We start from the raw sequence: 17,579 nt of genomic DNA, 5'->3' as shown, positions 1-17,579 counted from the left end.
TTTTTAAATTTTTAATTAATGCGTTATTTTAACATAAAAAGGCTTGAAATTTAAAAGTTTAAGCAGAAAAACTGCTTAAACAGGTATAACGCGTATATTTGGACTAAGTTCTTCTTGTAAGATATTTTCTATGGCATATAAAGTTGCGCCACTTCCGCTTGAGCAACCACTGCAAGCTCCAAGATAGCGTATATATACATCTATATTTTTACTTTCACTTTTTTGTATATCAATTACTTCCAAATCCCCACCATCTCCGTGTAGCATCGGACGCACATCGCTATCTAAAACAGCCTCTACTGCTTTTAATTGTTTAACCATGGTCATATCATCAAAAGCAATATCTGCTTTACTTTGATCTTTTAATCTCTCTCTTTCCATTTCAGCTCTAGTTTCAGCTAAAATATCTATAAGGTAATAATCTTTTTTCTCATGTCCTCCAGGTTTAACACAAGATTTACAAAAAGCTCCTGCTTTTGTAAATTGTGTGATTTCTTCTACTGTATGTAAATCATTTAGTTTAATTACCTCTTTGATAGTTCCAAGGCTTACCCTAGCACATTCACAAACTATAATTTGATCTTCAAAGTCTTCAGGATTGACTCCTTTATAATGTGCTGCTGCTTGTTTGATAACATCATAAGCCATAACCGAACAATGCATTTTTTGAGGTGGAACCGCAGGAGTTTGCGGATTATCTCTCATAGCAAATTCAACATCTAAATTTGTAATTTTAACAGCTTCATCCACGGTTTTACCTATGCAAAGATCAACCATAGTATCACTACTTGCTATTGCTGTTCCACAGCCAAAGCTTTTAAATTTAGCATCAATGATTTTATCTGTTTTTTCATCCACTAGCCAATAAAGTCTAACTGCATCACCACAGCTTTCAGCTCCAAAATCTGCAATAATAAGTTTTGCATTTGCTTTTTGTGCATCTTCTTGTGTAAATTCGCCCATATGTTGAGGGTTATTCATTCTATCTTGTACTTTTTGAGAATACTCATCCCAAATTGATCCGCCAATTAAATTATTCTTTGCCATTTTTTATCCTTTAAATATTTTCAGGCTTATATGCATAAGTACTTGAGATTGCTCTAAGTCTTTGCGTTGCTTTTTTTATTTGCTCTGCTGCATAATCAATTTCATCTTCTGTGTTAAATCTTGATAAAGAAAGTCTTAGAGCAGTATGAGCTAAATCATTTTCAGCACCAATTGCTTCCATGATAGGATTGCTCTCAAGTGCTTCGCTAGCACAGGCTGAACCAGTGCTTGCTGCTATACCATTTTTGTTTAAATCCCAAAGCATAGCTTCGCCTTCTACACCTTTAATACTTGCTAAGATGGTATTAGGAACCCTTCTTGATCTATTTCCAACTACACTTGTATCAGGCATAGCTAAAATTAAATCTTCTAATTTATCTCTTAATCTTCTAATGTGTGAATTTTCAAAGTCAAGCATAGTATTTGCAATTCTTAAAGCTTCTGCCATTGCTATAATATATGGCACATTTAAAGTTCCACTTCTTCTACCACCCATATGCTCACCACCATGTAAAAGTGGAGTTAGTTCTATATCTTTTTTAATATAAAGCCCACCAACTCCTTTTGGACCATGGAATTTATGTGCAGAAAATGAAGCAAAATCAACTCCAGCTTTTGCAAAATTAACTTTGATTTTCCCAACAGCTTGAGTTGCATCAGTATGAAATAATGCTCCATATTCATGAGCAATTTGAGCCATTTCTTCTATAGGAAAAATCATACCAGTTTCATTATTTGCCCACATAATACTCACTAGGGCAGTTTTATCTGAAATAACTTCTTTTAAATCTTTTACGCTAGAAACACCCTCATGATCAACACCAAGTTCTATAACTTTTACCCCTAAAGATTTTAAAAACATAGCACTAGCAGCTACTGCGGGATGTTCCACGCTAGAAATAATTACTTCATTTCTATCGTTATTTAAAATTTTATCAAAATACACACCTTTTAACACCCAATTGATACTTTCTGTAGCACAGGAAGTGATAATAATATCATCTAAATCACTTGCTCCTACACCTATATAAAGTTTATCCATAGCTTCTTTTAAGGCAGGATGGGTTGCACTACCCCATTGATGAAGGCTATTTGGGTTTCCAAAATGCTCTTTTAAAAAAGGCTTCATAAGCTCGTAAGCTTCTGGTGCAAGTTGTGTTGTTGCGTTGTTATCTAAATATACTTTCAAATTATACTCCTTTAATTAGGATAATTTTTATCTTTTTTGTTAATATACACTAAAATATTAAATTTAATATTAAATCAAGTAAGTTTTTAACTTGTGTAATAATTTACATTATTATTTTAGCACAAGTTAAGCCATAGCATTTAAATAAGAATGTAAAATTTTGTTAATACTAGCTTGTTTTTTTCTATTTTCTAAAAATTGAGTATCTAAAAGTTCTTTTTGAGTATTGATTTTTTCAAGATCAATATTAGGATTGTTTTGATTGAATTCTTCTTTTAAAACTTCAATTTCTTTACTAACTTGCTCGCTATAAAGACTATAAATAGAACTTGAATTGGCAAATTCTTTCATGTTAATGCTATGTTGATAGTTAATATATTGTTGAAAGAAAACTGAAAGCTTATCTTCTGAAGTGTTGTTTTTATCTACTCCATTGATATATAAATATAAATCAAAACTCATTTTTTCTTTGTTGTTTTCATTAATATAATCTTGCATACTCATTTGACCTCTCATGAGTTTTTGAAAATTTACACTAGAGGACATATCCAACTCAATAGGCGATAGAAAAAAATTAGCTTTATTGTGATTTTGTTCTTTTAAATCATGATAAATATAATTGAGCAGCAATCCACTTTTAGAAACCTCCCCTTGTTTATTTAAATAAGGTTTGATAACAGGATTACTAGCTGTATTTTCTATGCTTGCGTTAAACGCAAAATCACCTATTTTATTATCAAGCATTAAGGTGTTTAAATTTTTATTTGATTCTTTTGCATTTTGTAAATTTTTAGCATTTTCATAAACTTTTAAAATTTTACCCTCATAAGTATAACTATAACCTTGATTTAACTCTGAAATTTGAGCTTTACTTAAAAAATCATTGTCATTGTTTTGAAACTGTGGATTTATAGTTTTTAATGTGTTGTGATAAGTGTTTAAAAGTCTTGGTAAATCTATTTTGTTATAATTTAAATTCTCATCAAGCTTTATAAGTTGTTTTGAAATTTCTCTTATACTTTTTATATTAATATCATAATCAAGAGGCAAAGCAGCTGCTTTATTAAGATCTTTTTCAAAAAAACCTTGCTCATTGATTCTAAAACCAAATTCACTTGCATAAGTAATTTTATAGTCTAAATTAGAACCATTGATATCAAGTAAATCACTTTTAATATTAGTATTTTCTTTTTTTTCTTCTATGTGTCCAGTTTTTGCAAAAGGATAATTTGCAAAATTCTGATACGGATTAACATTAGAATTTACAAACATAACTCTTCTCTTCAAAAATATTGCTTAACTTTTAAAAAGCAAAAGCTATGCCAAAATTTTTGAATTGAAGAGAAAAATTTTAAGCGTAAATGTCAAGTAATCCTGAACTAGCAGTAGGAGTAGTAGTTGGAGCAGGGTTTGCATTTACGCCTTCAAGTACTTGCATTACTGCATTTTCATTAACTTCTATGGTTTTTTTCATCATAGTAGTTGCAATGTTAAGCATTAAGTTTGCTTGATTGTTTGTAACTTCGCCCATAACATACTCCTTTTGTTTGGATCAAAGGTATTATCGGCAAAGTTTGGTAAATATTAAGCTATATTATAAATTTTTGATAAGTAATGATTGTGGGTGTTTTCTTTTGCTTCAAGCATATCGATATAATTTTTAAATTCATCCATATCTTTAAAAAGATTTTTCATTGTAGTGCTAATTTCATTAGAAAAATTTTGAAGATTATTTTGGGCTTTTAAATATCTTTCGATTTGATAAATTCTCGCCACTTCTCTTTCATATTCATCTTGAGTCATTCTTTTTGCACTGAATTCTTCATTTAGAACTTTTTTATTATTAATAATAAAAGATTTTTTTTGATTATTGATTTTAAATTCGATTATAAAATCTTCTTTTGAAGCGATAATTTTTAAATATTTTAATTTTGCTTTATCTTCTAGTAAAACAAAACTTATGCATTCTAAAAACATATGTGTAAAAATTTCTCTTTCAAAAATATTTTGACAAATATCGGTATATTTTAAACCTAAGCTTTGTTGATGATCTAAAAATGCTATATTTGACATGATCTATCCTTTTTTCATGACTTTTTTATCAAAAAAAGCAAAAAATATTCCAACTATTATGTATCAATCATCTTAAGCATATTAATCGTATCTTCAAATTCAAAACTTTCTTCAGGATTTTGACTTAAAAATTGCTGCATAAAATCTTTTTTAGCAATAGCTTGATCGAGTTCTTTATCGGTGCCTTTTTGATAAGCACCAATACGCAATAGCACTTCATTTTCTTTAAGCAAAGAATTTAAACGCTTAAATTTTCTAGCAGCTAGCTTATGTTCATCACTGATAATATCCCCCATAACCCTTGAGGCTGAATTTTGTATATTTATAGGTGGATAAATTCCAAAGTCAGTGAGTTCGCGACTAAGCACTATATGCCCATCTAGGATAGATCTGCTTTGATCAGCTATTGGATCACTCATATCATCCCCATCAACCAACACGGTAAAAAAGCTGTTATGGTGCCTTTACCTTCTTCCTTTCCTGTTCTTTCCATAAGCTGAGGTAAAAGACTTAAAACGCTTGGCGGATAACCTTTTGTTGTAGGTGGTTCACCTAGGGCAAGACCTATTTCTCTTTGAGCCATAGCAAAACGCGTTACGCTATCCATGATAAATAACACATCTTTACCTTGTTCTTTAAAATATTCAGCCACACTCATAGCACAAAATGCTCCGTATTTTCTCATCAGCGCGCTATCATCACTTGTTGCAACGATGATGACAGTATCATCAAGTTTACCACCAAGATTTTTTTGTATAAATTCAGGAATTTCTCTACCGCGCTCTCCTATTAAAGCTATAACTTTAATAGGAGCTTTGGAATTTTTCACTATCATACCCATAAGAGTTGATTTACCAACCCCACTTCCTGCAAAAATCCCAAGCTTTTGTCCTACCCCGCAAGTTAAAAGTGCATCTATTGTTTTAACACCTACTGGAAAAACTTCTTCTATCAAACCTCGCTTCATTGCATCAATAGGTGCTCGCATAATAGGCATAAATTTACTTGCCTCAATAGGTCCTTTACCATCTTTTGGTCGCATAAAAGGATCGACTACTCTTCCTAAAAGTTCATCACTAACTCCTATTTGCATACCTGCATCGTTAATAAAAGCACGATCGCCTATTTTAAAACCTTCCACAAAACCAAAAGGACTCAAATAGCTTAAATTTTCATCTACTTCTACCACCATAGCCATAGCTTCTTTACTCTCATCTTCACTAGAAACTATTTTAATGATATCACCTATGCTAGTTTTTAAGCCATTTATTTCTATACTAGTACTTGAAATTTTAGTAATCTGACCAAAAACACTAGCAAGATTTTGTGAAGCAATTTTACTACGAAGTTTTTCTAAACCCATTAAAATCTAACCTGTTTTGCCGAGTTAATTAAAGTGAAAAATTCTTTTCTTGTTTTTTCACTTTTTAAAAAGCTACCTCTTAGTGCTGAAGTGCTAGTAGTAGAATTTGCTTTTTGCACCCCACGCATTTCAACACACATGTGTCTTGCTTCAATAACTACTCCAACACCTTTTGCACCTACATGTTCCATTAAAGATTCTGCGATTTGTTCTGTGAGTTGTTCTTGAATTTGCAAGCGTCTTGCAAAAACTTCCACAAGGCGTGGAATTTTACTAAGACCTACGACTTTTTTATCCGGTATATACGCAACATGTACGCGCCCAAAAAAAGGTAAAAGATGATGCTCGCAAAGACTATAAAATTCTATATCTCTTACTAAAACCATTTCGTTGTTTGAGCTTTCAAATAAGGCATCATTTAGTATTTGTTTTGGATCTTGTTTATAACCACTATTTAAAAATTCAAAAGCTTTAAAAACTCTTGTAGGGGTTTTTAAAAGTCCTTCTCTTTGCGGATTTTCCCCGATAATTTCTAACATATTTTTTACTGATTGTTCAAATTTTTCTTGCATTTTTTCTCCATCAAAAATTAAAATTTTAACATATTTTTATTTTTATATAAAGTGATAAGGAAAATTTTGGTATATTATCAAGAAATTTTATTTAAAAAGGGAAAATATTATGGAAGTTACAGCAAAACTAATTGATTTTGCAAATGCAAATGCTACTGTGAAAATTGCTCAAGGAGCTATTAAAGCAGAAGTTGAAAAATTAGCTAAAAAAGCGTCTAAAACTATGAAAATGGATGGTTTTAGAGCAGGAAAAGTTCCTGTTGCTGCTATACTTAAAAGATATAAAAAAGAGCTTACAAGAGATGCGGAGCAAGATCTTTTAAGAAATGCTGTAGATGGTGCTTTAAAAGAAGTTAAAAAAGAGGCTAAAGATTTAGTAGGTGAGCCATATTTTGAAAAATTTGATAGAAAAGATGGCGATATTGAAGCTCAAATGGTATTATCTTTTAAGCCAGAAGTAAAATTAGATGGATATGAAGAACTAATTCCAACTTATAATACACCAAAAGTAACTCAAAAAGAAATTGATGCAAAAAAAGAAGAATTATTAAAAAGATTTGCTACTCCTGAAGCGATTAAAGAAGCAAGAGCTTTAAAAGAAGGCGATTTTGCTAAATTTGATTTTGAAGGTTTTGTTGATGGTAAAGCTTTTGATGGTGGAAAAGCTCAAAATTATGTTTTAGAGATTGGTTCAAAACAATTCATACCAGGATTTGAAGAAGGTATGATTGGTTTAAAAGCAGGTGAAGAAAAAGATATTAATGTAACTTTTCCAAAAGAATATGGTGCAGCACATTTAGCAGGAAAAGATGCGGTATTTAAAGTAAAAATTCATGAAATTCAAGAACTTAAATTACCTGAATTAAATGAAGAGCTTTTAAAAAACTTACTTCCTGAAGAAAAAGAGCCAAGTGTTGAAAAATTAGACGCAAAATTAAAAGAACAACTAAAAAATGAAAAAATCTTTAAACTTATTAATGATGAGCTTAAAAATCAATTTGCAGAAGCTTTAGTAGCTAAGTTTGACTTTGTTTTACCAAGAAATATAGTAGAGCAAGAAACAGATATGCAATTTAGAAGCTCTTTAAGAACTTTAAGCGAAGAGGAATTAAAAGAATTTAAAGATGAGGCTAAATATAAAGAAAAAAGAGAGAGTTTCAAAGAAGATGCGCAAAAAAGCGTAAAATTAACTTTCATTATAGATGAGCTAGCAAAACTTAGAAATGTTACAGTAAGCGATCAGGAATTAATCCAAGCAATTTATTTTGAAGCTTATAGATATGGTTTTAACCCACAAGAACATTTAGATAATTATAAAAAGCAAGGTGCATTACCTGCCATTAAAATGTCTTTAATTGAAGAAAAACTTTTTGCTGATATTTTTAAAAAAAATGATAAAAAGAAAACCGAAAAAGAAAGTGAAAAATAATGAGTTCATATATACCCTATGTAGTTGAAAAAACAAGCAGAGGCGAAAGAAGTTATGATATATACTCAAGACTTTTAAAAGATAGGATTATCATGCTAAGTGGCGAGATCAATGATGATCTTGCTGCTTCTATCGTGGCACAGCTTTTGTTTTTAGAAGCTGAAGATCCTCAAAAAGATATTTATCTTTATATTAACTCACCAGGCGGGGTTGTGACAAGTGGATTTAGTATTTATGATACGATGAATTATATTAAAGCTGATGTAAGTACTATTTGTATTGGTCAAGCTGCTTCTATGGGTGCATTTTTGCTTAGTTGTGGTACTCCAGGGAAAAGATTTGCTCTGCCAAATTCAAGAATTATGATCCACCAACCACTAGGTGGTGCAAGAGGACAAGCAACAGATATAGAAATTCAGGCAAAAGAAATTCTAAGATTAAAAGCGATTTTAAATGATATTTTGGCAAAAAATACTAAGCAAAAACTTTCTAAAATAGAAAAAGATACCGATAGAGATTTTTTTATGAGTGCTATAGAGGCTAAGGAATATGGTTTAATAGATAAGGTTTTGGAAAAAAGTTTTAAATAAGGAAACAAAGCAATGCTAGATGATGATTTATTTGCTGATTTAAATTTAAATAGCGATCCAACTCCAGCCAAAGAAGCTCCAAAAATTCAAAAAATTAGTGGAGGCGAATTTGAGAAATTTGCGAAATCTATTTTAACTGAACTTGTAAAAGATAATGTGCCTCCAACTCCTACTAATTATGGGGTTTATTTTCAAAAAATGCTTGAAGAGCGTCCAGGAGCTTTTAAGAAAAAAGTTGGTGAGATTATGGAATTTGAGCAAAATGATGATGGTCTTAAGCGTGCAAATATAGAACAAGAAATAAAGAAAAGTTTTAATTCTACTTCGGCATTATTGCAATATATTGCCATGATTTATAGGCATCTTGAAACAGTTAAAGATATGCTAAAAAGGCGTAATTCAGAACTTGCTATTAGTACAGGAAATTTAGCTGTTTCTAATGTAATCCATGCCCTTGAAACAGACCTTTCAAGATTTTCTAGCATTTTAGATAAGTATTCAGATGAGATTAAAGAAAATTTTGATGAGGTTAGACAGACTTATAAACATATAGAAGAGCAGAGTGATTTTGACTCTAAATTTGGAGTTTTTAATAAAAAATATTTTTTAGAAAATTTGGAAAAAAGCATAGAGAGTAATGCTAAATATAATTATTATACCTCTTTGATATTCTTTAGAGTAAAAGAGGAAATTTTAGAGCAAACTTATACTCAAAAAGAGAAAAATGCCTTTTTAAAAAGTGTTTGTAAAATTTTTAGTAAAAATGTTTCTTCAAGTGATATAGTAGCACATTGTGGAAATAATATTTTTGCTATAATGATCTCTCATACTAATTTAGAAAAAGCACAAGAAATATGCAATAAAATTTTAGAATCCTTAGAAAATTCAAATTTTTTCTTAGCAGATAAAGAAATAGAGGCAGATGTGGAGGTTGCTATTAGTGCAGTTAATAGTGACAGCAAAGGTGAAGAATTAATAGAAAAATGCATTGAAGCTTTAAAAGACTCGGGAAAAAATTTAGAACCTTTTGTAATAGTGGAAAAAGAAAAATGATAAGAAAGATAATTACCTATCCTAATCCAAGATTATTTTTAGAATCAAAAAAAGTAGAAAATTTTGATAAAGATTTACATATACTTTTAGATGATATGTATGAAACAATGATAGCTAATAAAGGTGTGGGTTTGGCAGCTATCCAAGTTGATGTGCCAATTAGAGCTTTGCTTGTAGATATTGGTGATGAAGAAGGTGAGCAAAAAGAAGACAAGCAAACTCTTTTAGAAATCATCAATCCCATTATAACACCTTTAGATGATGAAAGAATTTCTTGTAATGAGGGTTGTTTAAGTATACCAGGTTTTTATGAAGATGTAATGCGTTATAAAAATATACAACTTGACTATCAAGATAGGTTTGGAAAGCCACAAAGTTTGCAAGCGCATGATTTTTTAGCAGTGGCTATCCAACATGAAGTTGATCATCTTGATGGACATTTATTTATAGAAAAACTTTCTTTTTTAAAGCGTCAAAAATTTGATAAAGACTTTAAGAAAAAATCCAAAAAGAATAAATGAAAAAGCTAAAATGTGCAAGTTTTTCTACAGAACTTGATATCATCGATGTAGAATCAACTTTCACAAGAGGCTTGCCAGGCTTTAGCATAGTGGGTCTTGCAAACTCTACCATCAAAGAAAGCACTGAAAGAATTAAAGCAACTTTGTTAAGTCAGAATTTTAGCTTTCCGGCACAAAAAATTACTATCAACTTAAGTCCTTCGGATATTCCTAAAAATGGTTCTCATTTTGACTTAGCTATTGCAATTTTGATTTTATTTCAAAAAGAAATTTTAGATGATTTTTTTGTTTTTGGAGAACTTGGATTAGATGGGAGTATAAAAAGCACTGCTAGTTTATTTTCTATCTTGCTTTTTTTAAGTACAAAAATACAAAATGCCAAAGTAGTAGTGCCAAAAGCCATAGCACAAAAAGCTTCAATGATACCTAATTTAACAATTTATGCTTTAGAAAATTTAGCCCAGGCTGTAGATTTTTTTAAAGAAAAAAAATATGAGAATTATCATATATGCAATGCGCATCCTTTATTTGAAAATGCTATAAAATTTAATGGGGAAAAATATATAAAAAACACTAGCTTTCCTTATGATTTTAAGGAAGTTAAAGGCCAAGAAAATGCTAAATTTGCTTGTATAATAGCAGCTTTAGGAATGCATAATATTTTATTTGAAGGTAGTCCAGGTAGCGGTAAAAGTATGTGTGCTAAAAGACTTCCTTTTATCATGCCACCGCAAAGCTTGAAAGAAATTTTAGCTCAAAACGCTTATAAGTCATTAAATTCTTTAGATGATGATTTTAGCGCTAGTAGGGTTTTTAGAAGTCCTCATCATACAAGTACTAGAGCTAGTATTTTTGGCGGAGGAACTAAAAATGCCAAGATAGGAGAAATAGCACTTGCAAATGGAGGAGTTTTATTTTTTGATGAGTTTCCTCATTTTTCAAAACAAATCATAGAAAGTTTAAGGGAGCCATTAGAGGATTTTAAAATTCTTATTTCAAGAGTTAATACCAAAGTGATTTATGAAACTAAATTTTTATTTGCTTGTGCGCAAAATCCTTGTCCTTGTGGAAATTTATTTTCTAAAAATCAAAATTGTCGTTGTCAAGAAATAGAAATAAAAAAATATAAAAACAAAATTTCATCTCCAATTTTAGACAGAATTGATCTTTATGTAGCTATGGATGAAATTTCATATAAGGATAAAATGAGTTTAACATCAGAGCAAATGAGCGAGATGGTATTTAAAGGATTTTTATTTCAAAAACAAAGACAGCAAGAAGAGTTTAATGCTAAATTAAATGATGAGCAGATGAAACAATTTTGTATTTTAGAGTCTTCTGCTAATGAAATTTTGCAAAAGGCTATAAATTCATATAATCTTTCTCAAAGAGGGGTAAATAAAACTATAAAAGTAGCAAGAACCATTGCAGATTTAGAGCAAAGTGAGTTGATTTTAAAAACTCATATTTTAAAAGCATTAAGTTTTAGAATGAGAAATATTTAGGAGCAAAAATGGAAAATAAAAGCATAGCAATTTTTATAGATGCGGAAAATATTCCTTCAAAATACGCAAAATCGATTTTTGGTATTGCTTCTGATTATGGAGAAATTGTTATAAAGCGAATTTATGGAGATTGGACTCAAAAAAATATACAAAATTGGAAAGAACAAATCGCACAATATTCTATCATTGCTATGCAACAATTTAATTTTTTAGCTAATAAAAATTCAAGTGATATGTATTTAATTACTGATATTATGAGTGTTTTTTATGAAAAAGATATTGATATTTTTGTTATTGTATCAAGCGATAGTGATTATACTAGTTTGATACAGAAGCTAAAAGAAAATAAAAAACAAGTTATAGGCATGGGTTTAAAGCAAGCTGTAAAATCTTATGTGAATTCCTTTAGTGAATTCTTTTATTTAGATCAAGATAAATCAAAAACAAAAGTCATAATTGAAAAAGAATATATCAAAGATTTAATCAATATCGCAGAGGCTTTGATAGAAGAAAAAGGTCGCGCAGAATATGCTCAAATTCGTACCAATATGAACAGAAAACATGCAAATTTTATTCCACAAAATTTCGGCTTTAAAAATTTCAAAGCTTTGATGAAAGAACTTTTACCAAAGATGAAACAATTTAAAGAAGCAAATGAGAAAAATATTTATTTCCTTGAAAAAGCAAAGGCTTAAAAATGGAAAATATCTTAATAGCTTTTTTGGCTGTTGTAATTTTAGCTTTTGTATGGGTGGTATTTAAAAGTCAGAAAGAAAAAGTAAAGTTAGAATTTTTAAATCAAAACAATATGACTTTGCAAAATCAACTTTCTAATTTAGAGTTTGAAAAAACTGCACTTATGGAAAAAAATTCCAAACTTTTAGATGAAAAAATATCGTATTTATCTAAAAATGAAGCTTTAGAGGCAAAATTAGCACAAAAAGAACAAACTCAACAAGAACTTTTAAATATGCATTTAAAAGAGCGTGCAAATTTAAAAGAAGAATACACTCAAACCTTAATAAAATTAGAAGAAAAATATAAACAAAGTTTGGCGGGATTAAAACAAGAGCTAGAGCAAAATTTTCAAAAACAAAATGCTAGTATTTTAAATCAAAACAAACTTATGCTCAATGAAGATACAAAAAAAATCTTAGAAGAAATTTTCTTGCCTGTGAAAAAAAGTGTTAAAGAATATAGTGAAAAACTCAGTCAAAATGAAGTTAGCATTAAAACACAAATTGATCATATGTTTAAATTTAGTCAAAATATGGGAGAAAATGCAGATAAGCTAGCTAAAATTTTAAAAGGAGATAAAAAAATTCGTGGTAATTTTGCAGAATTGCAACTAAAATCAGTTTTAGAAAATAGCGGTTTAGTAGAGGGTGTGCAGTATAAATTGCAAGAGAGATTTCAAGATGAGGGTAAAACTTACATTCCTGATGCGGTTGTGTTTTTAGATAAACAAAAAAGTATAGTTATAGATGCAAAATTTTCTCTACCAAGTGATTTTGCTTTTGAAGATATTAGTAAAAATACCTGTCTTGATTTAGCTTATAATCTAAAATCAAGAATTGATGAGTTAGCTAAAAAGCCTTATATGCAGTATGATAAACACACTTATGAGTTTGTTTTGCTTTTTATACCTTATCAAAATATTCTAGATTTGATTTTAAATGTAGATCTTGAAATTTATCAATACGCTTATAAAAAAAAGGTTTATTTAACTACACCAAACACTCTTTTTATGGCATTAAATACTATAAATATTTCATGGAAAAATATACAAAGTAATGAAAATATCTTAAAAGCTTTTGATGAACTGGGTAAATTTCATGATAAATTTGCAGGCGTTTTGGATGATTTTGAAAAAATCAAAGAAAATGTTAAAAGATTAAACACAAATGTAGATAATATGCAAACAAAGCTTACCCATGGAAGTGGAAATATCGCTTCAAGAGTGATAAAGCTTAAAGAGCTAGGCGCTAAAACTCAAAAATTTATAAAATGTGAGATGAGCGATGAAAGCAGTATTTAAAGATAATATTTCTTATGAAAAAAAGCTTATTGAAAAAGGTTTAGATGAGCTTTTGATGATGGAAAATGCAGGCATAGAGCTTGCAAATTTCATTAAGAAAAAAAGTAAAAACATAAAAAATGCCAAAATTTTATTTTTGCTCGGTACTGGTGGAAATGGAGCTGATGGACTTGTGGCTATAAGGCATTTAAAAAAAGCTTTTGCTTTTGTTATGCCATATAAAAAAAATACAATGTTTATCAAGCAAGAGCAAATTTTAAAAAATATAGGTTTTAAATTTTTTAAAAAAGAACCTAAATTTAAAGATTTTGACATCATTGTTGATTGTGTTTTTGGGAGTGGTTTAAATAAAGCTTTAGATGAAAATTTGCAAAGAATTTTTAAAAAAATTGCTAAAAGTAAGGCTTTAAAAATAGCTTGTGATGTTCCTAGCGGGCTTGGACAAGAGCTATGTTTTAAGGCTGATTACACTCTTTGCATGGGAGTGATTAAAGAAATTTTATTAGAAGATTTTGCAAAAGAATTTGCAGGTAAAATTAAAATTGCAAATTTGGGTTTAAAACCTTATATGCAAAATACTTCAAGTTTTTTACTAGAAAAAAAAGATTTAAAACTTATTACAAAAAAGATTAACTCAAATAAAGGCGATTTTGGCCATATTTATATTTTTGCAAATAAAAGTGCAGGTACTCTAGCTGGACTCGGTGCTTTAGAATTTGGAGCAGGACTTGTATCTTTAGTGGCTAAAGAAAGTTTTTCACCTTTGATTATGCTAAAAGATGATATTGAAAGCAAAATAAATGCGGCTGCTATAGGTATGGGACTTGATGATTTAAGTATTTTAAAAGATGAAAGATTAAAAAACATTCCTTTAGTCTTAGACGCAAATTGCTTTCAAAGTGAAAATTTACTTTCATATCTTGCTAGAGAAGATGTTGTTTTAACCCCTCATCCTAAAGAATTTTGTATGCTTTTAAAACTTTGTTTTAATGAGGATATAAGCGTAGAAGAAATTCAAAACAAACGCTTTTTTTATGCAAGAAAGTTTAGTTCTAAATTTCAATGTGTTTTGGTATTAAAAGGGGCCAATTCTATCATCGCTCAAAAAGAAAAATTTTTTATAGTAAATTGTGGCAATGAAGCTTTAGCAAAAGGTGGAAGTGGGGATGTGTTAAGTGGTATGATAGCAGCTTTGCTTGGAGCTAAATTTAATGCTTTAGAGGCTGCTAAAAATGCAGCATTAGCTCATGCTTTAGTAGCTAAAAATTATAAGAAAAACAAAATTAGTTTTGATGCTTTAAAATTGATAAAGGGGTTAAAATGCTTATAAAATTAGCAATTTTATTTAGTGGCAATGGAAGTAATTTGGAAAATATTTTAGAAAAATTACATAAAAAAACTTTTGGTAAAAATACCTTTGAAGTGGTTTTATGTGTGTGCAATAAAAAAGAAGCTTATGGTATACAAAGAGCTTTAAAATATAACCTTAATACTCAAATCATAGAGCATAAAAAATTTACTTCAAGAGAAGAATTTGACGCAGAGTTAGTAAAAATTATAAAAGAAAGTCAAGCAGATCTGACCATCTTAGCAGGATTTATGCGAATTTTAAGTCCTATTTTCACTCAAAATATAAAAGCTATTAATCTTCATCCTTCTTTGCTTCCTTTATTTAAAGGTGCTCATGCTATCAAAGAAAGTTATGAGAGCGATATGAAAGTTGCGGGTGTTAGCGTGCATTGGGTTAATGAAGAGCTTGATGGTGGTAAAATCATTGCTCAAAAGGCGTTTGAAAAAGCTAAACTAAGCTTTGAAGAATTTGAAGATAAAATTCATAAATTAGAGTATGAAATTTTACCTGCAACTATTGTTGAAATTTTTGAAAATGATTAATTTTTTATCATTATAATTACGCTTTTTGTTTAAGGAAGGTAAATGTTTGAGTGGATTTTTAGTGTAGATGCTTGGGTGGTATTGCTTACTCTTACAGCTTTAGAGATTGTGCTAGGGATTGATAATATCATTTTCTTGGCTATTTTGGTTTCTAAATTACCACCAGAGCATAGAGATAAGGGTAGAGTTTTAGGCCTTGCTTTTGCGATGATTACTAGAATTTTATTGTTATTGTCTTTGTTTTGGGTTATGAAGCTTGTCACACCTTTATTTAGTATATTAGGGAATGAAATTTCAGGTAGGGATTTGGTGCTTTTGCTTGGAGGATTGTTTTTGATAGTTAAATCTATCAAAGAAATCAAAGAAAGTATAACACATCAAGAGGAAAGTCAAAGTAATATAAAAATCAGCAATAAACTTTGGATTGTAGTTGCTGAAATAGCTGTGATAGATATAGTATTTTCTCTAGATAGTGTTATTACTGCTGTGGGTATTGCTCAAGATATAGAGATTATGATTATTGCTGTTATTATTGCAGTATTAGTAATGCTTTTTGCTTCTAAACCAATTGCAGATTTTGTAGAAAAATATCCAAGCATTAAAATTTTAGCTTTGGCATTTTTAATAATGATAGGTTTTGTTTTAGTATGTGAAAGTTTTGATATTCATATAGATAAGGCCTATATTTATGTAGCTATGGCCTTTTCTTTGGTAGTTGAAATTTTAAACATCATTTCACAAAAAAAGCAAACAAATAATTCTTAAAATATTTAGCATTTTTTTTATGCTAAATATTCTCATTTATCTTGACTTTTAATATTTTTTTATGTAGAATAACGCTTTATTTTTGTACATCGGGGTGTAGCGCAGTCTGGTTAGCGCACTTGGTTTGGGACCAAGGGGCCGAAGGTTCGAATCCTTTCACCCCGACCATTTTTATAAATGGTGAGTGTAGCTCAGTCGGTTAGAGCATCAGATTGTGGTCCTGAGGGTCGTGGGTTCGATTCCCATCACTCACCCCATCAGCGCTCGTAGCTCAACTGGATAGAGCGACAGACTTCGGATCTGTAGGTTATGGGTTCGATTCCTATCGGGCGCACCATAAGCCCATTGTTACTTTTATTTTTATGCGCTCATAGCTCAGCTGGATAGAGCAACGGCCTTCTAAGCCGTAGGTCAGAGGTTCGAATCCTCTTGAGCGTACCACTTTTGCGGATGTGGTGAAATTGGCAGACACGCCAGACTTAGGATCTGGTGCAGCAATGCGTGAAGGTTCAAGTCCTTTCATCCGCACCACTAATTTAGATTTTACTCAAATATGAAAACCTATATATAATTTATTTTTAGTTGCACAAAATAATATTTTAATTAAAATATATTGCAAATATTAGGAATATATCATGGTAAATATATCAAGTTAAAATTATCGAAAATTTTTGCAAGGATAAATTTAAAAAAGATACAAGGCTAAAGGATTTTTTTCATATCTTTTTGGCACAAAATTTAGAAATTTATACCAATATAGAAGACCAAAATTATGCCAAAGGTACAATACTAATATATAAAATTTTTGATATATGTATAAAAGATGGAGTTTTCGTAGGTCAAGAGTATTGTCAATTTAAAAAAAGTGTGATAGATTATATAGTTGCATATACTGATGAAAATATGAATGATGGTAAAATATCGCAACTATTAAGAGGTGGTTTTACATTAAAAATAGATAAATCAAATTGTTATGATAATCCAGATATTAAAGTTGTGTTTTCAGAAAAAGGCTTTTTGTTTCAGGCTAAATTTAACAATTGTGAAAGTAAATTTAAAGATACAATGACTATGTTTGCACTTTCTTTGGCTTATCGTGAGAAAATGGAGTATTATTTGAATTTGACTTCAAGTATTATAGATAAAGAAAACTACCATGATGTTATTGATATTAAAAAAGATTTTTATGTTTTTAATTTGAAATATTTTTTTAGCAACCCAATACATTATAACTACCAACAAAAACATACAATATGGAAAATTATATTTCATTATTATAATATTTTAGAGCAACATCAAGAATTAAAAATTCAAATAGAAAATCTTGTTGATATTTTGCATATTGAGCAAAATCAAGAAGAAGATAAAAAGGAAAAAATAAAAGAGAATAAAAGAAAAAAATTGAAATGATTTTTTTAATTATCGGTGCTTTTGTTACTTTAGCTTCGCTAGTTAGTGTATACAAAGATGCTATGGAATTACTTGGTTAAAGTTATAGTATCACTTGTTTTGTGTTTTACTAAAATTTAACTCTCTATCCC

17 protein-coding genes, 5 tRNA genes and 1 pseudogene are annotated in these 17,579 nt (G+C 29.8%); 16 read left to right on the top strand and 7 right to left on the bottom strand.

Annotated features, from left to right (window positions below):
• Window positions 1-75: 75 nt before the first annotated feature.
• The 7 genes and pseudogenes from E2O22_RS01970 to folE form a co-directional block, all read right to left on the bottom strand.
• Window positions 76-1,047: an iron-sulfur cluster assembly scaffold protein gene (locus tag E2O22_RS01970; RefSeq protein WP_133318999.1), complete on the bottom strand. Its 972-nt coding sequence runs from the start codon at window positions 1,045-1,047 to the stop codon at window positions 76-78.
• A 10-nt stretch (window positions 1,048-1,057) separates the two neighbouring features.
• Window positions 1,058-2,236, bottom strand: a complete 1,179-nt coding sequence (locus E2O22_RS01965) for a NifS family cysteine desulfurase (protein ID WP_133318998.1) — start codon at window positions 2,234-2,236, stop codon at window positions 1,058-1,060.
• A gap of 126 nt (window positions 2,237-2,362) precedes the next feature.
• Window positions 2,363-3,508 carry a Cj0814-related protein gene (locus tag E2O22_RS01960; protein WP_133319187.1) on the bottom strand — a complete coding sequence of 382 codons (1,146 nt, stop codon included), beginning with the start codon at window positions 3,506-3,508 and terminating at the stop codon, window positions 2,363-2,365.
• Window positions 3,509-3,587: 79 nt separating this feature from the next.
• Window positions 3,588-3,767 carry a putative motility protein gene (locus tag E2O22_RS01955; protein ID WP_133318997.1) on the bottom strand — a complete coding sequence of 60 codons (180 nt, stop codon included), beginning with the start codon at window positions 3,765-3,767 and terminating at the stop codon, window positions 3,588-3,590.
• 53 nt (window positions 3,768-3,820) lie between these two features.
• Window positions 3,821-4,309 (bottom strand): hypothetical protein, encoded by a 489-nt coding sequence (locus E2O22_RS01950; RefSeq protein WP_133318996.1) that lies wholly within the window; start codon window positions 4,307-4,309, stop codon window positions 3,821-3,823.
• Window positions 4,310-4,365: 56 nt separating this feature from the next.
• Window positions 4,366-5,672, bottom strand: a pseudogene (fliI, locus tag E2O22_RS01945) (flagellar protein export ATPase FliI).
• A complete protein-coding gene (gene folE / locus E2O22_RS01940) occupies window positions 5,672-6,244 on the bottom strand; it encodes a GTP cyclohydrolase I FolE (RefSeq protein ID WP_133318995.1) in 573 nt (190 codons plus the stop codon). Before folE ends, fliI begins: the two are co-directional and overlap by 1 nt.
• Before the next feature lie 109 nt (window positions 6,245-6,353).
• Between folE and tig the strand changes: the two genes are divergently transcribed.
• From tig to E2O22_RS01860, 16 genes are all read left to right on the top strand, one after another.
• Window positions 6,354-7,673 carry a trigger factor gene (gene tig / locus E2O22_RS01935; protein ID WP_133318994.1) on the top strand — a complete coding sequence of 440 codons (1,320 nt, stop codon included), beginning with the start codon at window positions 6,354-6,356 and terminating at the stop codon, window positions 7,671-7,673.
• A complete protein-coding gene (clpP, locus tag E2O22_RS01930) occupies window positions 7,673-8,263 on the top strand; it encodes an ATP-dependent Clp endopeptidase proteolytic subunit ClpP (RefSeq protein ID WP_133318993.1) in 591 nt (196 codons plus the stop codon). The genes tig and clpP overlap by 1 nt, the downstream gene beginning before the upstream one ends.
• Before the next feature lie 12 nt (window positions 8,264-8,275).
• Entirely contained in the window at window positions 8,276-9,316 is a 1,041-nt protein-coding gene (locus tag E2O22_RS01925) for a GGDEF domain-containing protein (protein WP_133318992.1), read from the top strand.
• The gene (def, locus tag E2O22_RS01920; RefSeq protein WP_133318991.1) at window positions 9,313-9,837 is read left to right on the top strand and encodes a peptide deformylase; all 525 of its coding nucleotides are present in this window, start codon (window positions 9,313-9,315) and stop codon (window positions 9,835-9,837) included. The genes E2O22_RS01925 and def overlap by 4 nt, the downstream gene beginning before the upstream one ends.
• Entirely contained in the window at window positions 9,834-11,342 is a 1,509-nt protein-coding gene (locus E2O22_RS01915) for a YifB family Mg chelatase-like AAA ATPase (protein WP_133318990.1), read from the top strand. The genes def and E2O22_RS01915 overlap by 4 nt, the downstream gene beginning before the upstream one ends.
• Window positions 11,343-11,350: 8 nt before the next feature.
• On the top strand, window positions 11,351-12,037 hold the full coding sequence (locus E2O22_RS01910) for an NYN domain-containing protein (protein ID WP_133318989.1): 687 nt from the start codon (window positions 11,351-11,353) through the stop codon (window positions 12,035-12,037).
• Between the two features lie 2 nt (window positions 12,038-12,039).
• Window positions 12,040-13,380, top strand: coding sequence for a DNA recombination protein RmuC (locus E2O22_RS01905; RefSeq protein WP_133318988.1), 1,341 nt, complete (start codon window positions 12,040-12,042; stop codon window positions 13,378-13,380).
• Complete coding sequence (locus E2O22_RS01900; RefSeq protein ID WP_133318987.1) at window positions 13,364-14,710, top strand: NAD(P)H-hydrate dehydratase; 1,347 nt, start codon at window positions 13,364-13,366, stop codon at window positions 14,708-14,710. Before E2O22_RS01905 ends, E2O22_RS01900 begins: the two co-directional genes overlap by 17 nt.
• On the top strand, window positions 14,701-15,273 hold the full coding sequence (purN, locus tag E2O22_RS01895) for a phosphoribosylglycinamide formyltransferase (RefSeq protein WP_133318986.1): 573 nt from the start codon (window positions 14,701-14,703) through the stop codon (window positions 15,271-15,273). The genes E2O22_RS01900 and purN overlap by 10 nt, the downstream gene beginning before the upstream one ends.
• A gap of 42 nt (window positions 15,274-15,315) precedes the next feature.
• Window positions 15,316-16,038: a TerC family protein gene (locus E2O22_RS01890; RefSeq protein ID WP_133318985.1), complete on the top strand. Its 723-nt coding sequence runs from the start codon at window positions 15,316-15,318 to the stop codon at window positions 16,036-16,038.
• Window positions 16,039-16,128: 90 nt separating this feature from the next.
• Window positions 16,129-16,206: transfer RNA gene (locus E2O22_RS01885), tRNA-Pro, on the top strand.
• Between the two features lie 12 nt (window positions 16,207-16,218).
• Window positions 16,219-16,295: transfer RNA gene (locus E2O22_RS01880), tRNA-His, on the top strand.
• Window positions 16,296-16,298: 3 nt separating this feature from the next.
• Window positions 16,299-16,375, top strand: a tRNA-Arg gene (locus E2O22_RS01875).
• Between the two features lie 27 nt (window positions 16,376-16,402).
• Window positions 16,403-16,479, top strand: a tRNA-Arg gene (locus E2O22_RS01870).
• 5 nt (window positions 16,480-16,484) lie between these two features.
• A tRNA-Leu gene (locus tag E2O22_RS01865) sits at window positions 16,485-16,569 on the top strand.
• Between the two features lie 195 nt (window positions 16,570-16,764).
• Window positions 16,765-17,448 (top strand): hypothetical protein, encoded by a 684-nt coding sequence (locus E2O22_RS01860; protein ID WP_133318984.1) that lies wholly within the window; start codon window positions 16,765-16,767, stop codon window positions 17,446-17,448.
• Window positions 17,449-17,579 lie beyond the last annotated feature (131 nt).

Origin of the sequence: Campylobacter lari (genome assembly GCF_004357905.1) — a bacterium.
GTDB lineage: Bacteria > Campylobacterota > Campylobacteria > Campylobacterales > Campylobacteraceae > Campylobacter_D > Campylobacter_D lari_D.
The sequence above is the reverse complement of the archived record's forward strand: the minus strand, read 5'-3'. Positions and strand labels throughout refer to the sequence as shown.

What these genes read in the sequence shown, in the direction of transcription:
- E2O22_RS01900 (WP_133318987.1), top strand. Translation starts at nt 13,364, where the DNA reads ATGAAAGCAGTATTTAAAGATAATATTTCTTATGAAAAAAAGCTTATT.
- def (WP_133318991.1), top strand. Translation starts at nt 9,313, where the DNA reads ATGATAAGAAAGATAATTACCTATCCTAATCCAAGATTATTTTTAGAA.
- E2O22_RS01910 (WP_133318989.1), top strand. Translation starts at nt 11,351, where the DNA reads ATGGAAAATAAAAGCATAGCAATTTTTATAGATGCGGAAAATATTCCT.
- E2O22_RS01905 (WP_133318988.1), top strand. Translation starts at nt 12,040, where the DNA reads ATGGAAAATATCTTAATAGCTTTTTTGGCTGTTGTAATTTTAGCTTTT.
- E2O22_RS01890 (WP_133318985.1), top strand. Translation starts at nt 15,316, where the DNA reads ATGTTTGAGTGGATTTTTAGTGTAGATGCTTGGGTGGTATTGCTTACT.
- E2O22_RS01955 (WP_133318997.1), bottom strand. Translation starts at nt 3,767, where the DNA reads ATGGGCGAAGTTACAAACAATCAAGCAAACTTAATGCTTAACATTGCA.
- E2O22_RS01970 (WP_133318999.1), bottom strand. Translation starts at nt 1,047, where the DNA reads ATGGCAAAGAATAATTTAATTGGCGGATCAATTTGGGATGAGTATTCT.
- folE (WP_133318995.1), bottom strand. Translation starts at nt 6,244, where the DNA reads ATGCAAGAAAAATTTGAACAATCAGTAAAAAATATGTTAGAAATTATC.
- tig (WP_133318994.1), top strand. Translation starts at nt 6,354, where the DNA reads ATGGAAGTTACAGCAAAACTAATTGATTTTGCAAATGCAAATGCTACT.
- purN (WP_133318986.1), top strand. Translation starts at nt 14,701, where the DNA reads ATGCTTATAAAATTAGCAATTTTATTTAGTGGCAATGGAAGTAATTTG.
- clpP (WP_133318993.1), top strand. Translation starts at nt 7,673, where the DNA reads ATGAGTTCATATATACCCTATGTAGTTGAAAAAACAAGCAGAGGCGAA.
- E2O22_RS01960 (WP_133319187.1), bottom strand. Translation starts at nt 3,508, where the DNA reads ATGTTTGTAAATTCTAATGTTAATCCGTATCAGAATTTTGCAAATTAT.
- E2O22_RS01925 (WP_133318992.1), top strand. Translation starts at nt 8,276, where the DNA reads ATGCTAGATGATGATTTATTTGCTGATTTAAATTTAAATAGCGATCCA.
- E2O22_RS01915 (WP_133318990.1), top strand. Translation starts at nt 9,834, where the DNA reads ATGAAAAAGCTAAAATGTGCAAGTTTTTCTACAGAACTTGATATCATC.
- E2O22_RS01950 (WP_133318996.1), bottom strand. Translation starts at nt 4,309, where the DNA reads ATGTCAAATATAGCATTTTTAGATCATCAACAAAGCTTAGGTTTAAAA.